The sequence below is a fragment of the Pseudomonas sp. Y39-6 genome (genome assembly GCF_023651955.1).
Taxonomy (GTDB): domain Bacteria; phylum Pseudomonadota; class Gammaproteobacteria; order Pseudomonadales; family Pseudomonadaceae; genus Aquipseudomonas; species Aquipseudomonas veronii.
In genome coordinates, this window is sequence record NZ_CP069594.1 from 6,099,358 (window position 1) to 6,114,199 (window position 14,842).

Sequence of the window (14,842 nt, forward strand, 5' to 3'; positions counted from 1 at the left end):
GGGTAGGTACGCCGCAAGCGTCTTTACGCTCGCGCTCCAACCTTTGAGTGGTGGGTAAATTGCACGAGCAACGCAGCTGCGGAAGCGATCAAGGCCATGGCCATCACCGCGGTCCAGCCGCCGGACTGCCAGCCGATGCTGCCTGCGGCGGAACCGATGGCGCCGAAGGCGAATTGGGAAGCCATGAAAATGGTGTTGAAGCGGCCTCGGGCGGTGCCGGCGAGTGCGAGGATTCGCGACTGGTTGTAGATAAGAGACATCTGCAAACCGGTCGTCATCAGAATGGCTCCGACGCTAAGCCCCACCAGATTCACGAACGCGATCATTACGACAAAGCTCGCCACGACAAGGCCGATACCGACGTGACCGGCGTACTGGCCAGCAAGGCGCAACCCCAGTGGGGCAAGCATCACCCCGCCGAGTGCCACCACGCCGAAGAGCCCCGCAGTCCCACTGTTCAACCCAAACCCAGGGCCTTGCAGCAGGAGCGTGAGAATTGTCCAGAACGCACTGAAGCCGAAGAAAACGAGGCTTTGCACCAGTGCGGCCTGGCGAAGTTCAGCGCCATCGCGCACGACCCCAAACAATGAAACAAGCAACTCAATGTATGAAGCGCGTGATTGCGGTTGGCTGGTTGGAAGTTTCGCCGCGAGCCCTGCAAGCATCATCAGAGAAAGCACAGCGCCCAAGAGGAACATCGCGCGCCAGCTGAAATAGGCGCCCACGAAGCCGCTGATCACCCGAGCCAGCAACACCCCAACAAGCAGCGCGCTGGTGATTGATGCGAGAACTCGTTCCCGACTGCTTGGCGGGGATAATTCAGATGCGAGCGGGATGATGTGCTGGGCAATCGTCGCGAACACCCCAATCATGATGGACGCCATTGCAAGGCTATACAGCTCGGGGGCCGCGCTCGCGCAAAGCGTCGCTACCGTGAGCCCTATGCATTGAATGAGGATCAGCCGTCGACGGTCGATCTTGTCGCCTAGTGGCACCAGCAGAACCAAGCCCAACGCGTAACCAATCTGTGTCGCAATCGCGACGAGACTGACCTTGGTACCTATCCCGAAGCCGTCCGCAATCAGTCCGAGCAAAGGCTGGTTGTAATACTGGGTGCCTACTGACAAGCCGGTCGCTGCTGCAAGTAACAGTACAAGCCCCCGGCTCATGCCTGCGCCCTCAGTTTCCTGCTTGAGCTCTATAGATGGGGCGTTCATAACATGATCCTCCAGGCAGCGGGGTGCCGTTACCTGAGGTAAAACTCAGGCAAGCAAAAATTCGGGGTATGTGGTTTGTTGCGCTTACAGCCTTAGCGGCGGCTGAGAGGCATGCCGAACAAAACTCGTTTGTCCGCAGGATTTATCGATACATCATCAAGGCCCAGGTCGGTTCCGGTGCGCCACTCGCGCGGCCGCCCGTCGCACTGATCAGGACGCCCTGCCGCAACGCGGCCTGCCAATGGGTCCTGGAAGACTGTGATCGGCCCTCGCTGCGACTTCCGACCAATTCGTAGTGGACAGCGCGACGCCTTGGTAATCGTCAAGAATTGCTACTTTCATCACGTCACGTTCCTATATCCGATTTGGTCCTCAAGTACGCCTAAGCCAAGGCTCCATACCAACGGCTGGGTGCGATGCGTGAGATATTGACCGATCGATACATATCTGACAAATTGCTGTTCGTGATGGCATCTATCTCTGCGAGAGATGTAAATGACAACCCTTCGGACCCTCGATCTAAATCTCCTGCATGTGTTTTCCGTGCTCATGGAGGAGAAAAGTGTCAGTAAGGCCGCTGCACGACTATTTATTGGCCAACCGGGTCTTTCGGGCGCGCTGCGACGCCTGCGAGAGACGTTGGACGATGAGTTGTTTGTACGTGTTGGACGAGGTCTGCAGCCAACGCCCAGGGCACTCGCGATTGCACCGGAGATCGCCAAGGCGTTATCTACCATCGAACACGCAGTGCGGGCGCCAGGGGTGTTCGATCCCGCCACATGGGAAGGTGAATTCCGCATTGGCATGTGTGACAACTTCGAGGTAGCACTACTTGGGGCCCTCGCGGCTCGAATCCGCGAACTCGCACCGCGCTCGCGCGTATTGGCAGTCGCCTCGACGAAGCGCGATTCGGTTCAACTTTTAGAGCAGGGCGCTTACGACGTCAGCGTTTCCGTTCACGAAAACCCACCTTCGTGGCACATGTGTGAGTTGCTATTCCAACAACGTCTTGTCTGCCTTTATGACCCCAGGCAGCTAAAACTGACATTGCCGCTGAGCATCAAAAGCTACGCGAAGGCCCAACATGTCATCGTGTCGGCGGAAGGCGACGGCGCGACAAACTTGGACAGTGTGCTCAGCGCTGCCGGGGTCAGGCGCAACATCGTCGCAGGCGTGTCGAGGCACGCGTCAATTGCGCCGTTATTGCTGTCGGTACCGGCGATTGCAACTGTTCCCGAGATCACGGCTTATTGCATGGCGCCGCTTTACGGCCTTGAGGTCACCGCCGCGCCCTTCGAACTGCCTATGGAGCAAATCTCGATGTTGTATAGGCGCACTGATCAAATGGATGGCCGCTCTATTTGGTTCCGGAATATTCTTAAAGAGGTCATATCAGAGACATTAACAAGTCGCACGACGCTGGATGCAGTCGTGCGACTGTCTTGACTTGATCGCCCCCTCTGGACGTGCAAGGACGCGTATCACGATGTCTGAGCATTTTCTCCCTAAGCTCTTGCTCAAAGGTTTGTGATAGCTGCCAGCCATCCGGCGATGGTTGGAGAGTATCTAGAAAACCCGGGGCGATTCAGACCTCACCAAAACCAATACGGCAAAAACTTGGGTGTCGGCTCGTTGGCCAACTCCAAATGGTAAGTAACAGAGTTAAAGAAAAACATGTCCAGTATGAGAAAGGCGATAGCACCAAAAGAGAAAATCACAAATTCACGATGTGGATGCACGCTGAAACGTGTCACCATCCAGGGCCTAACGGCAACAAGGGCAATCAACCCCATGGACGCACCGAGATAGTTCGGCTGAAGTGGAGTCGCCGCATACAGACCATGAATAAACGCAAGCAGTAACACTCCCAGGCCAACCACTGGCAGGTTTAAGCAAAACCTCAGCAGTTTGTCTCGGATACTTGCAAAGAGAGCGCTGCGATCCACGAAGACGTAGGCAGCCAACAAGGAAATAGCGGGTGTAATTGAAAGTATGTAACGCGCCTTCTTGGAGCTTGGAATCGTGAACAGTACGATCACCACAAGGAGCCAGCCCGAGAGATACAAGAGCATGTTCGTGGCTGGATCAGGTGAGCGTTCAAAAAAGCACTTCCCCTTCTTGGCGATAACGCTCAAAGCGATAAGAGCTGTTACGCCATAGGTCAGCAAGCCGGCAGAGAAATAGAAGTAATAACGAGGCGCGTGGTCACTGCCAAACCGCCCCAGCCCTTGCATGATCAATACCTCTTGTAGAAACGCGTCTCCACCTTGTAGGTAGGCAGCCCATGTCAGCACCGCAATGCCTGTGGCCAGGACCAAGCCTGCCAGCAAGCAAAACACAACCAGCATGCGCCATTGCTTGCTCAAAAAATAATAAGCGGCGACCACACTGGCGGGGCCGATCAGACCAATGGGGCCACGAAATGCAAAGCCCAGCGCAAGGCCTGCGAGCACAAGCAGCACGCGGAAACGTTGTTTGTATACCTCTCCCGTGTAGGCCAGATAAAAACACACCACTGTAAAAAGCGCGGGGTATATATCCAGTGCCAAGGAGTTCACGCCGTCCAGAAATGACCAGGTGAACAGGGCAAATACAACACCATATGCGCCCCATTTTTTCTCATGCAATGCACCGAGCTTGTAAACAAACACCAGCATCAAGGCCGCGGCAACACAGAAGGGAAGGCCCATTGAAAGAATCGATACACGACCAAACGGCAAAGAAACCAGATAAACAAGGAGCGTATTGATCACCGTGTAATCGGGATATGGCCGCAGATCATCCGCAATTGGAAACAGCGTCACCCCATGCGCGAGCATATATTGAGCAAAATCGACAAAGCGCGTTGTGTAATTGAGCACAGCAGGCTTGTATTGCAGTACTGCAAACACGAGAAATGTCAATATAAAAATAAATGAGCATGGCTTTTTTACAGCCATTTCCTTTAGCACTTTCATGTGGACCTGCTATCCCAAAAAACTCGCAGGCTAGCATTTTGCTTTTTGCGCCATCCAGACAAAAACAGTGAAAACTTGTTAAACACATGCGACCTATTGACTCAACTAATCAACTAGCATGCGAGTTCTGAACATCAGCTGAACACACTCTAAAAACATGCAAACAGCCCAGCAGCGGTATTGACTCTCTCACCAATAAACTCTATGGATTCGCCAATTTCGAACTATCGAGCACGGACTAGCACGTACATCGGCGTCATGTTGCATCCAGGGAAATCCCCCGCCGTCGGGTGATATTCGTCATTGCCCGTGTTGTAACCCACCGCACGGTCTATGGCAGCGCCGACCACCGTGGGCTCCAGATCATCAAGATAGAGCAGGGCCTCCAGGCCAATGCATCACCAGTTCACAATCATCGGCAACCCGGGACGGAAATCGTGTGTCTGGCCGCTGGCGCCATGATCGATTTCCAGTAAGAGCAGGTGTTCATCACCCTGAACAATTTCAAATCCTTTCAGCTGGTTTGCGCAGGTGGCAGCGGTCGAAAACGCGTGGTGGTCGGGCGTGATAACCCGCAACGATGTCATCTCGCGAAAGCCGTTGGGATGTTCAAACGGCTGCGCTCGCTCAGCAGGCGCCTCATCTGGCCTCTTGGCAAACGAAAGAAAAAACCACATCGGTATTAATTCCCTTTAATCCCAGGCGTTGATTGCCCAACCATGCGGCCACAGGTTAACAACCTCACTCGCCCGCTGCATCGGATCAACTCATGTCCAGTTCGAGCAATTGACTGGCCGTGTTCAGGAAGTTGGCAAGCGTCGGTGTCGTATCGTCGCGGCGGTACACCAGGCCGGTTTCCAGATGTGGCGCATTTTCCTCCAAAGCGAGATAGCACACCCCCGAGCGAGCGAGATGGCGCAATGACGCCGGCACCAGCGCAATGCCCATGCCTGCCGATACCAAGCTAATGATCGTCTGCATCTGAATAGCGTGCTGGGCAATATGCAGGCTACCGCCGCACGCGGCGTAGTAGCCGGTGACCAGGTCATAGAACGCCGGTGCCGCACGCCTGGGAAAGACCACCAGCGGGCAAGATATCATCGCGTCCGAAGATAACCGGCCCTCCACATCGACCAGGCGCCCGTCCGCCATCCACGCTTGCGGCACAGCGGCAATCAGTGGCTCGACGACCAAAGACCGGTAGGCCAATTGATCGGGGATCGTGGCCCACGGGTTGGCAATGACAATGCCTGCGTGCCCCTTGCCCTCGAGCAGCGCAGCGATCTGAAGATCACTGGTAGCCTCCATCAACGAAAGCTCCACCGCCGGGTACAGGCTGCGGAACCGTTGGACCAGCACGGGAAGAATGCTGTAGTCAGCGGTACTGACAAACGACAGTTCCAACCCGCCGGCATCGCCGCGAAGGATGGCTTGCGCTGTATGACCCAGCGCATCGATAGCCCCCAGCGCGGCCCGCACCTGAGGTAGCCATTGCTCGGCGAACGGGGTCAGCGCCACGCTGCGCTTGGTCCGTACAAACAGCGAGGCACCAACTTCGCGCTCCAGCGCCATGATCGACTGGCTCAACGGCGGCTGGGTCATGCACAGGCGTTGCGCTGCCAGGCTGAAATGCAAAGTCTGGGCGACAGCGACAAAATGCCTGAGCTGGCGAACATCCATTTCTTATACCTCCAGAGACTTAATAAGCATTAAATAATATATTTCACAGCCTTCCAACCGATCTTTAGCCTGAGTCCATACCGTCAGCCCAGGAGGACTCAATGCCCGCTTATCGTTCGAGAACCACTACCCATGGCCGCAACATGGCCGGTGCCCGCAGCCTATGGCGCGCCACAGGTATGACCGATGACGACTTCGGCAAACCCATCATTGCCATCGCCAACAGCTTTACGCAGTTTGTTCCAGGCCACGTACACCTCAAGGACCTCGGCCAACTGGTTGCCGGCGAAGTGATGGCGGCCGGTGGCGTGGCGAAGGAGTTCAACACCATCGCCGTCGACGACGGTATCGCCATGGGCCATGACGGCATGCTTTATTCACTGCCCTCGCGGGAACTGATCGCCGATGCCGTTGAATACATGGTCAACGCGCATTGCGCCGATGCGCTGGTATGCATCTCCAACTGCGACAAAATCACCCCCGGCATGTTGATGGCTGCCATGCGCCTAAACATTCCGACCGTGTTCGTTTCTGGCGGGGCGATGGAGGCTGGGAAGGCGGTAATCAAAGGCACGCGCCAGTCTCTGGACCTGATCGACGCGATGGTGATCGCCGCCGATGACGCCTATAGCGACGAGGAAGTCGCCGCGGTCGAACGCGCCGCCTGCCCCACCTGCGGCTCATGCTCCGGCATGTTCACCGCCAACTCAATGAACTGCCTGACGGAAGCGCTTGGCCTGGCATTGCCCGGCAATGGCACGGTGCTGGCGACTCATGTTGAGCGTGAGGGCTTGTTTCGCCAGAGCGGGCGGCTGATTGTCGAGTTAGCCAAACGTTGGTATGAACAGGACGACGCACGCGCGTTGCCGCGCAACATTGCCAACCGCGCGGCGTTTGCAAACGCCATGAGCCTGGACATCGCCATGGGCGGCTCGACCAACACGGTCCTTCACCTGTTGGCAGCTGCGCGCGAAGGCGGCGTGGCGTTCAACATGGCCGACATTGACCGGCTGTCTCGCCAAGTCCCGTGGCTGTGCAAAGTCGCGCCCGCCTGCAGCGATGTACACATCGAGAACGTGCATCGCGCCGGTGGCATCATGGCGATCCTTGGCGAGTTGGACCGCGCAGGCTTGATCGACACAAGCCTGCCGACAATCCACGCGCCCACCTTGAAAGATGCGCTGGATCGCTGGGACATCGCCCGAAGCCCAGACCAGCAAGTGCAGACATTTTTCCGCGCCGCACCGGGCAATGCCCTCACCCAGCGAGCCTTCAGTCAGTCAGCGCGCTGGGATGACCTGGACACAGACCGGTCAACGGGCGCGATCCGATGCGCTGAACAGGCTTTCAGCAAGGACGGCGGCCTCGCGGTGCTGTTTGGCAACCTGGCGCCGGAGGGCTGTATCGTCAAAACAGCCAGCGTCGCCCCCTCCATGTTGGTGTTCGAAGGCAAAGCCGTGGTTTTCGAAAGTCAGGAGGCGGCGGTGGCTGGCATCCTTGGCGACCGGGTGGTGCCTGGCGATGTGGTGGTCATCCGCTACGAAGGCCCCAAGGGCGGCCCTGGCATGCAGGAAATGCTCTACCCCACCAGCTATCTCAAATCCAAAGCGCTGGCCAAGTCCTGCGCGCTTTTGACCGACGGGCGATTTTCGGGCGGCAGCTCCGGCCTGTCCATCGGCCATGTCTCACCGGAAGCGGCGGAAGGTGGACTGATAGGCCTGGTGGAAACAGGGGACGTGATCAAGATCGATATTCCCAACCGTTCCGTTGAACTGAGGGTCGACGAGGCAACGTTGAACCAGCGTTACCACTCGATGGATGCCAAGGAAGGGCAAGCCTGGCAGCCCGCCGCACGGGCGCGAAAAGTGTCGGCGGCACTTCAGGCCTACGCGGCACTGACATCGAACGCGGCTCGCGGTGCGGTCAGGGATGTGACGCAGGTTCAGCATCGAGCTGGCGGCAGACGAGCATCCCCCCCTGCCCCACCGCGAATCGCAACACTACCGCCAACCGTTTTTCTCGACAGGGACTGAAACAACCGACGGTTCGACCGGGGGACGAATAAGCGTACAGGTGCCCGCTTTCTGGCGGGCGCCTATCGTTAGTCAGCGAGATGTCCGTATCCGGCTGCACGGGTGAAGTCGGCCAAATGCCAGATCTCACCGTTCGCCCCCCACGTTCCGTCGACAACCTCCTCGATCTGTATCGAGCTCAGCAACCGGCGCTGATCCCCCGCCGCCAGGTTCGATTGTAGGGCGCCATGCAGTTCACTCACGTAGCGCTGGCGCATCGGTGCATCAAGGACGCCGGCGGGCACCTTGACGATGACCATGCACGGGACAACCTGGGCATGAGGAGCAACGCCTCCGCACAGCCATTGATCGGCCTGCACTTCCTCAATCAACACCCAGCACAACATACGTTGCTGAGGGGCATCGCCCATGTGTTCATTAATCATCGCCACGTCGCTCACGCTTCGAAGCAACTGGTGGCGCTGTGGCAGGTTGAATGCGCCGGTAGGCACCTTGATCAGGATGTTTGGCATGGCGAAACCTCGCGGTTAACTGGAGGCGCCATTGGGCCAGCTATCCCTTCCCTCGATAAGTGACCGATTCGTCTTCTTTCGGGCATAATCGGACAATGTACGATTTCACTGTCCTCGTCTTTCCAGGGGCGTTCGCCTCGAGCGTCGCAGCCACCCTGGACATCCTCGGCACCGCCGCAATACTTGCGCAGCGCCGCGGCCTTGCCGTGCCGCGCTGGCGCGTGTGTGGGCCGCAGCCAGGGTTGATTACGCTGGGCCAAGGCATGCTGCTGCAGGTTGACGCGCTGACCACAGATGTCGAGGACAACTCCTGCTGGGTCATTCCGGGCCTCAGCATCAGCGACTTCGACGTGCTGCTGCAGCGGCTTGAGGAAGACGTAGTCCTTCAGGCCCTGCCAGCGCTGAAGACACATGTGAATCAAGGCAAGGAGATTGCCGCCTCATGCTCGGCGGTCTTTCTCCTGCATGCCGCCGGGTTGCTCACGGGGCGACGGGTGACGACTTCCTGGTGGCTCGCCCCTTGGCTGTCGAGCATGGCGCCTGACTGCATTGTCGACCCCAACGTCATGGTGCTCCGCGATCCGCCGCTGACGACCGCCGGTGCAGCCTTCGCACAAACCGACTTGATGCTGCACCTGCTGCGCAGACGTCTGTCGCCGGAACTCGCCGACGCGGTGGGCAAGGCCCTGCTGCTCGATGGCCGGCAATTGCAGTCCCCCTTCATCAACCCGGCAATCATGGCCCAGGGCAATACGCTGGTCGCCAACCTCACCGCCTACATCGAAGCACGCCTGCCCCATCCGCCCAGTGTGCCGAGCCTTGCGGCATACGTCGGCATGTCTGAGCGAACGCTGTCGCGGCACCTTCGAAAAGCAACCGGTCTTTCAACTCGCAATCTGATCCAACGCGTGCAATTGAACAGAGCCCGCGTGCTGCTGGAAACCAGCAGGTACTCCGTTGAATCTATCGCCGCGCAGGTGGGATACCAAGATGCCACGGCCCTGCGGCGACTCATGCGCCGCCTGTTGAACGCCTCGCCAAAACAACTGCGCCAGTGAGTTCTAACCGCTGGCAGCCCTTGAGTGCCGCACTCCTCCGCTGCATGGCGCCTCACTCAATCCGGTCAGCCATGGACCCAAACCGCTGACGCATGCCCGCGCTGGCCGCGGGTCCGGCCTGCACGCTGCACTGGTCCAAGGGCACAAGACGGCCATCGGCGATATCCGCCATCACCGGCAGCACCGGCCGCCCCGTCTCCCGCTCGACAATCTGCACGCTTTCCCCTTCTGGCGCGTAATGGCGATTGCCCCAGGCCACGAAGGCCATGAGCACCACGCGGAAATCTTCGCCCTTGGCCGTCGGCACGTACTGGTAGCGCAACGGGCGCTGACTGTAAGGCTGACGCTCGAGCAGGCCCGCCTCCACCAGCGAGTTCAAGCGTCTGGTGAGCATGTTCGGGGCGATATCCAGGCTGCGGGAAAACTCCTCGAAGCGTCGCAGGCCATGCAGGGCGTCGCGCATGATCAAAATGCTCCACCACTCGCCAACCCGTTCCAGGCTACGGGCGATCGGGCATTCGGCATGAATGAGGGTCTTGCGCTGCATGACAGTTCCTTACGGGGTTCGAACATTTGGTGGCCAGGCATGTTACTTTCATAATGATAGTGACGTCCATATGTCGTTACCCCTCCCTTAAGCACAAAGAACTGGATCATCATGAACAAACGCATCGTCGTTACAGGAATGGGCGCGCTGACCCCACTTGGCTGCGGAGTCGAGCAAATATGGCAACGCCTGCTGGCAGGGCAGTCGGGGATCCGCCGGTTGCCACCGGAGCTGATCGGCGATCTGTCGATCAGCATCGGTGGCCAGGTTCCCGACCGCATCCAAGACCCGGAGGCCGGCTTCGATCCGGATCTACTGCTGGCCCCCAAAGAACAGCGCAAGATGGACCGCTTCATTCTGTTCGCCCTGGCAGCGGCCCATGAAGCGTTGACACAGGCCGGCTGGGCGCCGCAAACCCCAGAGGCGCAGGAGCGCACCGCCACCATCATCGCTTCGGGCGTGGGCGGGTTTCCGGCGATTGCCGAAGCCGTGCGGACGACTGACAGCAAGGGGCCACGGCGCCTGTCACCCTTCACCATCCCGTCATTTCTCAGCAATATGGCCGCCGGTCATGTCTCCATCCGTCATGGTCTCAAGGGGCCACTGGGGGCTCCGGTGACCGCATGTGCGGCGGGCGTCCAGGCCATCGGCGACGCTGCACGGATGATTCGCGCGGGGGAAATCGACGTAGCGCTCTGCGGCGGGACGGAGGCGGCCATTCACCGAGTCAGCCTGGCTGGCTTCGCTGCCGCACGCGCCCTCTCGAGCGATTACAACGACACTCCGGAGCGCGCCTCGCGCCCCTTCGATCAGGCCCGCGATGGTTTCGTCATGGGTGAAGGCGCCGGCCTGTTGGTCATCGAAGAGTTGCAACATGCCTTGGCACGCGGCGCCACACCCATCGCCGAGCTGGTGGGCTATGGCACCAGCGCCGACGCGTACCACATGACCGCCGGGCCCGAAGATGGCGACGGCGCCCGCCGCGCCATGCAACAGGCATTGCGCCAAGCCGGCGTGGACGCATCCCAGGTTCAGCACCTGAATGCCCACGCCACCTCGACCCCGGTGGGCGACAAAGGCGAACTAGCGGCAATCAAAGCCCTGTTCGGCACAGACAGCGGCCTTGCGATCAGTTCGACCAAGTCCGCCACTGGCCACCTGCTGGGCGCTGCGGGGGGGATCGAGGCGATCTTCACCGTACTTGCGCTGCGCGATCAGGTAGTTCCGGCAACACTCAATCTGCAAACTCCGGATGCCGCTGCCGAAGGCCTGAACCTGATTCGCGGCCAGGCCCAGCACCTGCCCATGGAATATGCGCTGTCCAATGGCTTCGGTTTCGGCGGGGTCAACGCCAGCGTGCTGTTCCGACGCTGGATCTAAAACCGGATATTGCGTCCGGCTTCAGTGTGGTTGAGGTCTCGGCACCGAGAGGTCGAGACCTCAACATCGGGTGCCGCCAAGCTCCCCGCTGAGCGCTGGATGGCTATGCCGCAATGGTGAACGAAGCTCAGCTCGTGCGAAACTTCACCGACTCACGAATCACGAACGGTGTTGAAATGGTGCGTTTGCTTGCTGTCTCGGGAAGTCTGCGTCAGGCCTCTTCCAACTCAATTTTGCTACGCGCAGTTGAGCATCTATGCCCCGAAGGGGTACAGGTCGCACATTACGAAGGCATCGCTGAATTGCCTCACTTCAACCCGGACCTGCTCGAGGATCCCCCCGAGTCAGTCTTGGCGTTGCGCGCAATTATCGGGCAGGCGGATGGGCTGTTGGTTTCGTGCCCCGAGTACGCTCGAGGTATTCCCGGCGCATTCAAGAACATGCTCGATTGGCTGGTGAGCAGTGAAGAGTTTCCGGGCAAGCCTGTCGCGCTGTTCAACGCATCGCCCAGAGCCAGCCACGCGCAAGCGGCATTGCGGCTGGTCCTGGAAACGATGTCGGCGAGCATCATCGAGCAAGCGTCAATCACGGTTAACCTCCTGTCCAGCCAGTCGAGCGCCGAGGGCATTGCCGCCGACCCGGTGATGGGCCCGTTGATCACTACTGCGCTCGGCGCGTTTAAACGGCGTCTCGAAACTCAAGAGCCTTGAGGCTCCAACATCGCTTGTCGAGTGGTTGCCCGCACGCATTGATTGCCAACGCTGGCCGCCAGTGCATTCACTGGCTGGCTCTGGCGTGAACCCACGCGTTTATCGTTTCAAGGGCACCTGGGGCGTAGGCATGGCGACTTTCCATGAGGAACCTGACAGTGGTGAACCAGGACCACTCACTGGTGAGTTGCGTGTTGTAAGCCGCCGCCTTGAGCAGCCCATGGGTTGCATCCGGTATGACTTCAATCCGGTTGGCGGGATGGTTGCCGCCGAGCGCCTTTCGGTAGAGGGCTGCGCTGGCTTCGGGATCGACATTCAGATCGTCCGCGCCCCATAGCGCAAGCAGTGGAATGTCGAGTTTTTCCAAGGCACCGGTTGCATCTTCGTGAAGATTGCGCCGCACAAACGCCCATCGCTCTGCACTCATGCCGTCCAGAAGGGCAACCGGCGGCACCTGCGCGGAGGCGAACAAACGCTCATCGGCGGCGGCGATCCGAGCCATCGTTGCGTCGATGTCGGGCTCGGACATCCCCGTGCGTTGCAACCGTGTCCGCGTGTAATAGTCACCTTGCCGTTGCCAGGATACCGCGCCGCCGACAAGCACCAGAAAGTCCGCATCCCCCGACGCCAGGCGGGGCAGTACCCAGCCGGCTTGTGAAAACCCAAGCGCACCGACAGGGATTGCTGGCAACTTACTGCGCAGGGCAGACAACGCGCTGCGCACGTCCACGTAGCGGTCCGTCATCGACTGGCTGAGCCAATTCCCCGGCGAATCCCCAACGCCCGGTTTATCCCACGAAACAACCGCAATGTCGGCATCGAGAAGCGCGTTGATGAGTGGATCGTAACCCTGCTGCGACGTGCGATCCTGGGGGCCATCCCCGTGAACCAGAACCACTGCCGCTGTTGCTGCGTGGTCGGGCAGCCAGAGCGTGCCGGCCAGGCGCAGTCCATTTGCGTCGAATGCAAACGGTTCGCTGGCTCTGCGATCCAGACCATAAGTGTCAAGCCGCGCGAGAACAAGCAACGCGATAGCCACGATGAGACAAACGACGGCAATCAACTTTACGCGGTAACGTTTCATCCAGATTTCTTTATGCATAGTCACTCCTTTTTTTCCTTTCAAGAGTCCCGGCTGACAGGCCCGAATCTCAGTGCCAATCCCTGACGCAGTGCATGCATTTCGCAACGCCCCGTAGCGCCCTAGCGGCGCTGCTGGCTTCTCGGACGATTAACTGAACTGGCTCGCAAGCATTTCCCTGACGGCCCCGACCAAGGGCGATTCGCCAGGACGAGGGGGCAACAGGCTGAACTCAACATCCGGCAATCCCGGTAAATGGTGCGCCGACTGGCAGACCTGCGCGCCCATCGGTACTGCGGACGCATTCAGACACGCGACGCCCAAACCTGCCAATAACGCTGATTGCAGCCCCGCGACGCCGGACGCCGAATGCGCAACCACATAAGGCACCTCGTGAGCCTCCAAGGTCTCTCTGGCGAGGCGCTGCAGGCTGCACCCCTGCGGCAGTACCAAAAGTGGCAACGGGGTGTTTTCCTCCCGCTCAGCCTCGAACCCCGCGACCGACACCCAACGCAACGCCTCCCGTCGCACCGGCAAGCCCTCAGGCAGGCTGCGCCCGTCGAGAATTCGCATGGAAAGGCCGATATCGAAGTCGCCTGAATCTGCCCCGCTCTCGATTTGCATGCTCTTGCGTACCGACACATGCAGGCGAAGGTGCGGATAGCGCACTCGCAGTTTCTTCAACAGGTCGGCGATCGAGCTGGGCAGAAAGTAGTCGGTGATGGCCAGCCGCAACTCGCCGACAAAGGTCACGCCACGCACGCTTTCAAGGGCACGCTCACTCAAGGCGAGCATGTCGCGTGCGTGGACCAATAAGCGTTCGCCAGCCGGTGTCGGCCTGACGCCTTTTTTACCCCGCTCCAGCAACGTAACCCCGGTGAAGGCCTCGAGCTTGCGCAATTGCTCGCTTAACGCCGACTGCGACCGACACAACTTAGGCGCCGCCTGCGCGAGGCTGCCTGACTCCATCGCAACCGCGAAGGCTCGCAAAAGTTCCAGGTCAAAGGGGCGCATGCTCATCCTGCCGTTTTTCCGAAGGATACGATCATATCTTCCGGCTTTTCAGCACTCAACCCATTCCTTACTCTGAGCCGGACATTAACGTCCTACGAGGTCTCCAACATGCCCGGCATCACACTCAAAATCTCTGGCCAACCTGACCTTGCGCGAGTCCAGGGGATCGTTTCCCAGCTCACCGCGCTAACCTGCGACGTGCTGGAGAAACGCCCGGAGCAGACGCTGGTGATGGTGCATTTCGTGCCTCATGAGCAATGGTTCATCAACAGTTGCTCGCTGGCCGAACTGGGTTACAACTCGTTCCGCCTGGAGGTCACCATCACCGATGAGACAAACACCAAAGCGCAGAAGGCGCGCTTTCAGCGCGAGGCTTTCGCGCTATTGGCCGAGGAAATCGGCAACCTGCATCCACACTCCAACATCCACCTCATCGATTGCAGGGCCAGTGCGTATGGGTATGGCGGCGTGAGCCAAGAATACAAACATCACCACCCTTGAGCCCCAAACCCGCGACATAGGGAATGACGCGTGACCGAAGACGGGTCTTCCGATCGGTTGAGGCCGTTGAGCATCACGCGGTCTTTCCTCGTACTTCTAGGCAGCCCCGAACGCTCCCGGCGCCTGCCGGACTGACACGACTCAACCTCGTA

The 14,842-nt window shown here is 59.2% G+C and carries 14 protein-coding genes; 6 read left to right on the forward strand and 8 right to left on the reverse strand.

All coding sequences use genetic code 11. The annotated features are described in order from the left end of the window. Nucleotides 1-23: 23 nt before the first annotated feature. Nucleotides 24-1,217: an MFS transporter gene (locus JN756_RS27735; protein ID WP_177029903.1), complete on the reverse strand. Its 1,194-nt coding sequence runs from the start codon at nt 1,215-1,217 to the stop codon at nt 24-26. Nucleotides 1,218-1,712: 495 nt separating this feature from the next. On the opposite strand from JN756_RS27735, the gene JN756_RS27740 reads away from it, so the two are divergent. Next, on the forward strand, nt 1,713-2,663 hold the full coding sequence (locus JN756_RS27740; RefSeq protein WP_201021557.1) for a LysR family transcriptional regulator: 951 nt from the start codon (nt 1,713-1,715) through the stop codon (nt 2,661-2,663). A gap of 146 nt (nt 2,664-2,809) precedes the next feature. Here JN756_RS27740 and JN756_RS27745 read toward each other — a convergent pair whose 3' ends face one another. The 3 genes from JN756_RS27745 to JN756_RS27755 form a co-directional block, all read right to left on the reverse strand. Then, nucleotides 2,810-4,174: a glycosyltransferase family protein gene (locus JN756_RS27745; RefSeq protein WP_201021558.1), complete on the reverse strand. Its 1,365-nt coding sequence runs from the start codon at nt 4,172-4,174 to the stop codon at nt 2,810-2,812. Nucleotides 4,175-4,572: 398 nt separating this feature from the next. Further along, on the reverse strand, nt 4,573-4,851 hold the full coding sequence (locus tag JN756_RS27750; protein WP_201021559.1) for a hypothetical protein: 279 nt from the start codon (nt 4,849-4,851) through the stop codon (nt 4,573-4,575). A gap of 85 nt (nt 4,852-4,936) precedes the next feature. Further along, nucleotides 4,937-5,854 carry a LysR family transcriptional regulator gene (locus JN756_RS27755; protein ID WP_201021560.1) on the reverse strand — a complete coding sequence of 306 codons (918 nt, stop codon included), beginning with the start codon at nt 5,852-5,854 and terminating at the stop codon, nt 4,937-4,939. 101 nt (nt 5,855-5,955) lie between these two features. Here JN756_RS27755 and ilvD point away from each other — a divergent pair, with 101 nt between their 5' ends. Continuing rightward, nucleotides 5,956-7,887 carry a dihydroxy-acid dehydratase gene (gene ilvD / locus JN756_RS27760; RefSeq protein WP_057005093.1) on the forward strand — a complete coding sequence of 644 codons (1,932 nt, stop codon included), beginning with the start codon at nt 5,956-5,958 and terminating at the stop codon, nt 7,885-7,887. Nucleotides 7,888-7,955: 68 nt separating this feature from the next. Here the strand turns inward: ilvD and JN756_RS27765 are convergent, their stop codons facing one another. Beyond that, on the reverse strand, nt 7,956-8,399 hold the full coding sequence (locus JN756_RS27765) for a tautomerase family protein (protein ID WP_017847343.1): 444 nt from the start codon (nt 8,397-8,399) through the stop codon (nt 7,956-7,958). Nucleotides 8,400-8,494: 95 nt separating this feature from the next. On the opposite strand from JN756_RS27765, the gene JN756_RS27770 reads away from it, so the two are divergent. Further along, nucleotides 8,495-9,457, forward strand: a complete 963-nt coding sequence (locus JN756_RS27770; RefSeq protein WP_201021561.1) for a GlxA family transcriptional regulator — start codon at nt 8,495-8,497, stop codon at nt 9,455-9,457. Nucleotides 9,458-9,509: 52 nt separating this feature from the next. Here the strand turns inward: JN756_RS27770 and JN756_RS27775 are convergent, their stop codons facing one another. Continuing rightward, nucleotides 9,510-10,004 carry a winged helix-turn-helix transcriptional regulator gene (locus JN756_RS27775; protein ID WP_177029908.1) on the reverse strand — a complete coding sequence of 165 codons (495 nt, stop codon included), beginning with the start codon at nt 10,002-10,004 and terminating at the stop codon, nt 9,510-9,512. A gap of 111 nt (nt 10,005-10,115) precedes the next feature. Between JN756_RS27775 and fabF the strand changes: the two genes are divergently transcribed. Beyond that, nucleotides 10,116-11,384: a beta-ketoacyl-ACP synthase II gene (fabF, locus tag JN756_RS27780; RefSeq protein ID WP_046382015.1), complete on the forward strand. Its 1,269-nt coding sequence runs from the start codon at nt 10,116-10,118 to the stop codon at nt 11,382-11,384. A 113-nt stretch (nt 11,385-11,497) separates the two neighbouring features. Further along, nucleotides 11,498-12,094 (forward strand): NADPH-dependent FMN reductase, encoded by a 597-nt coding sequence (locus tag JN756_RS27785; RefSeq protein ID WP_201021562.1) that lies wholly within the window; start codon nt 11,498-11,500, stop codon nt 12,092-12,094. A 67-nt stretch (nt 12,095-12,161) separates the two neighbouring features. On the opposite strand, the gene JN756_RS27790 is transcribed toward JN756_RS27785, so the two are convergent. Continuing rightward, complete coding sequence (locus tag JN756_RS27790; protein WP_201021563.1) at nt 12,162-13,196, reverse strand: alpha/beta hydrolase family protein; 1,035 nt, start codon at nt 13,194-13,196, stop codon at nt 12,162-12,164. Between the two features lie 129 nt (nt 13,197-13,325). Continuing rightward, nucleotides 13,326-14,189, reverse strand: coding sequence for a LysR family transcriptional regulator (locus JN756_RS27795; protein ID WP_017847337.1), 864 nt, complete (start codon nt 14,187-14,189; stop codon nt 13,326-13,328). Between the two features lie 108 nt (nt 14,190-14,297). Between JN756_RS27795 and JN756_RS27800 the strand changes: the two genes are divergently transcribed. Beyond that, nucleotides 14,298-14,690, forward strand: coding sequence for a tautomerase family protein (locus tag JN756_RS27800; RefSeq protein WP_017847336.1), 393 nt, complete (start codon nt 14,298-14,300; stop codon nt 14,688-14,690). Nucleotides 14,691-14,842 lie beyond the last annotated feature (152 nt).

Excerpts from the sequence above, each read along its gene's own strand:
- JN756_RS27755 (WP_201021560.1), bottom strand. The coding sequence starts at position 5,854 with ATGGATGTTCGCCAGCTCAGGCATTTTGTCGCTGTCGCCCAGACTTTG.
- JN756_RS27765 (WP_017847343.1), bottom strand. The coding sequence starts at position 8,399 with ATGCCAAACATCCTGATCAAGGTGCCTACCGGCGCATTCAACCTGCCA.
- JN756_RS27795 (WP_017847337.1), bottom strand. The coding sequence starts at position 14,189 with ATGCGCCCCTTTGACCTGGAACTTTTGCGAGCCTTCGCGGTTGCGATG.
- ilvD (WP_057005093.1), top strand. The coding sequence starts at position 5,956 with ATGCCCGCTTATCGTTCGAGAACCACTACCCATGGCCGCAACATGGCC.
- JN756_RS27735 (WP_177029903.1), bottom strand. The coding sequence starts at position 1,217 with ATGAACGCCCCATCTATAGAGCTCAAGCAGGAAACTGAGGGCGCAGGC.
- JN756_RS27775 (WP_177029908.1), bottom strand. The coding sequence starts at position 10,004 with ATGCAGCGCAAGACCCTCATTCATGCCGAATGCCCGATCGCCCGTAGC.
- fabF (WP_046382015.1), top strand. The coding sequence starts at position 10,116 with ATGAACAAACGCATCGTCGTTACAGGAATGGGCGCGCTGACCCCACTT.
- JN756_RS27790 (WP_201021563.1), bottom strand. The coding sequence starts at position 13,196 with ATGCATAAAGAAATCTGGATGAAACGTTACCGCGTAAAGTTGATTGCC.
- JN756_RS27785 (WP_201021562.1), top strand. The coding sequence starts at position 11,498 with ATGGTGAACGAAGCTCAGCTCGTGCGAAACTTCACCGACTCACGAATC.
- JN756_RS27770 (WP_201021561.1), top strand. The coding sequence starts at position 8,495 with ATGTACGATTTCACTGTCCTCGTCTTTCCAGGGGCGTTCGCCTCGAGC.
- JN756_RS27740 (WP_201021557.1), top strand. The coding sequence starts at position 1,713 with ATGACAACCCTTCGGACCCTCGATCTAAATCTCCTGCATGTGTTTTCC.
- JN756_RS27800 (WP_017847336.1), top strand. The coding sequence starts at position 14,298 with ATGCCCGGCATCACACTCAAAATCTCTGGCCAACCTGACCTTGCGCGA.
- JN756_RS27750 (WP_201021559.1), bottom strand. The coding sequence starts at position 4,851 with ATGTGGTTTTTTCTTTCGTTTGCCAAGAGGCCAGATGAGGCGCCTGCT.
- JN756_RS27745 (WP_201021558.1), bottom strand. The coding sequence starts at position 4,174 with ATGAAAGTGCTAAAGGAAATGGCTGTAAAAAAGCCATGCTCATTTATT.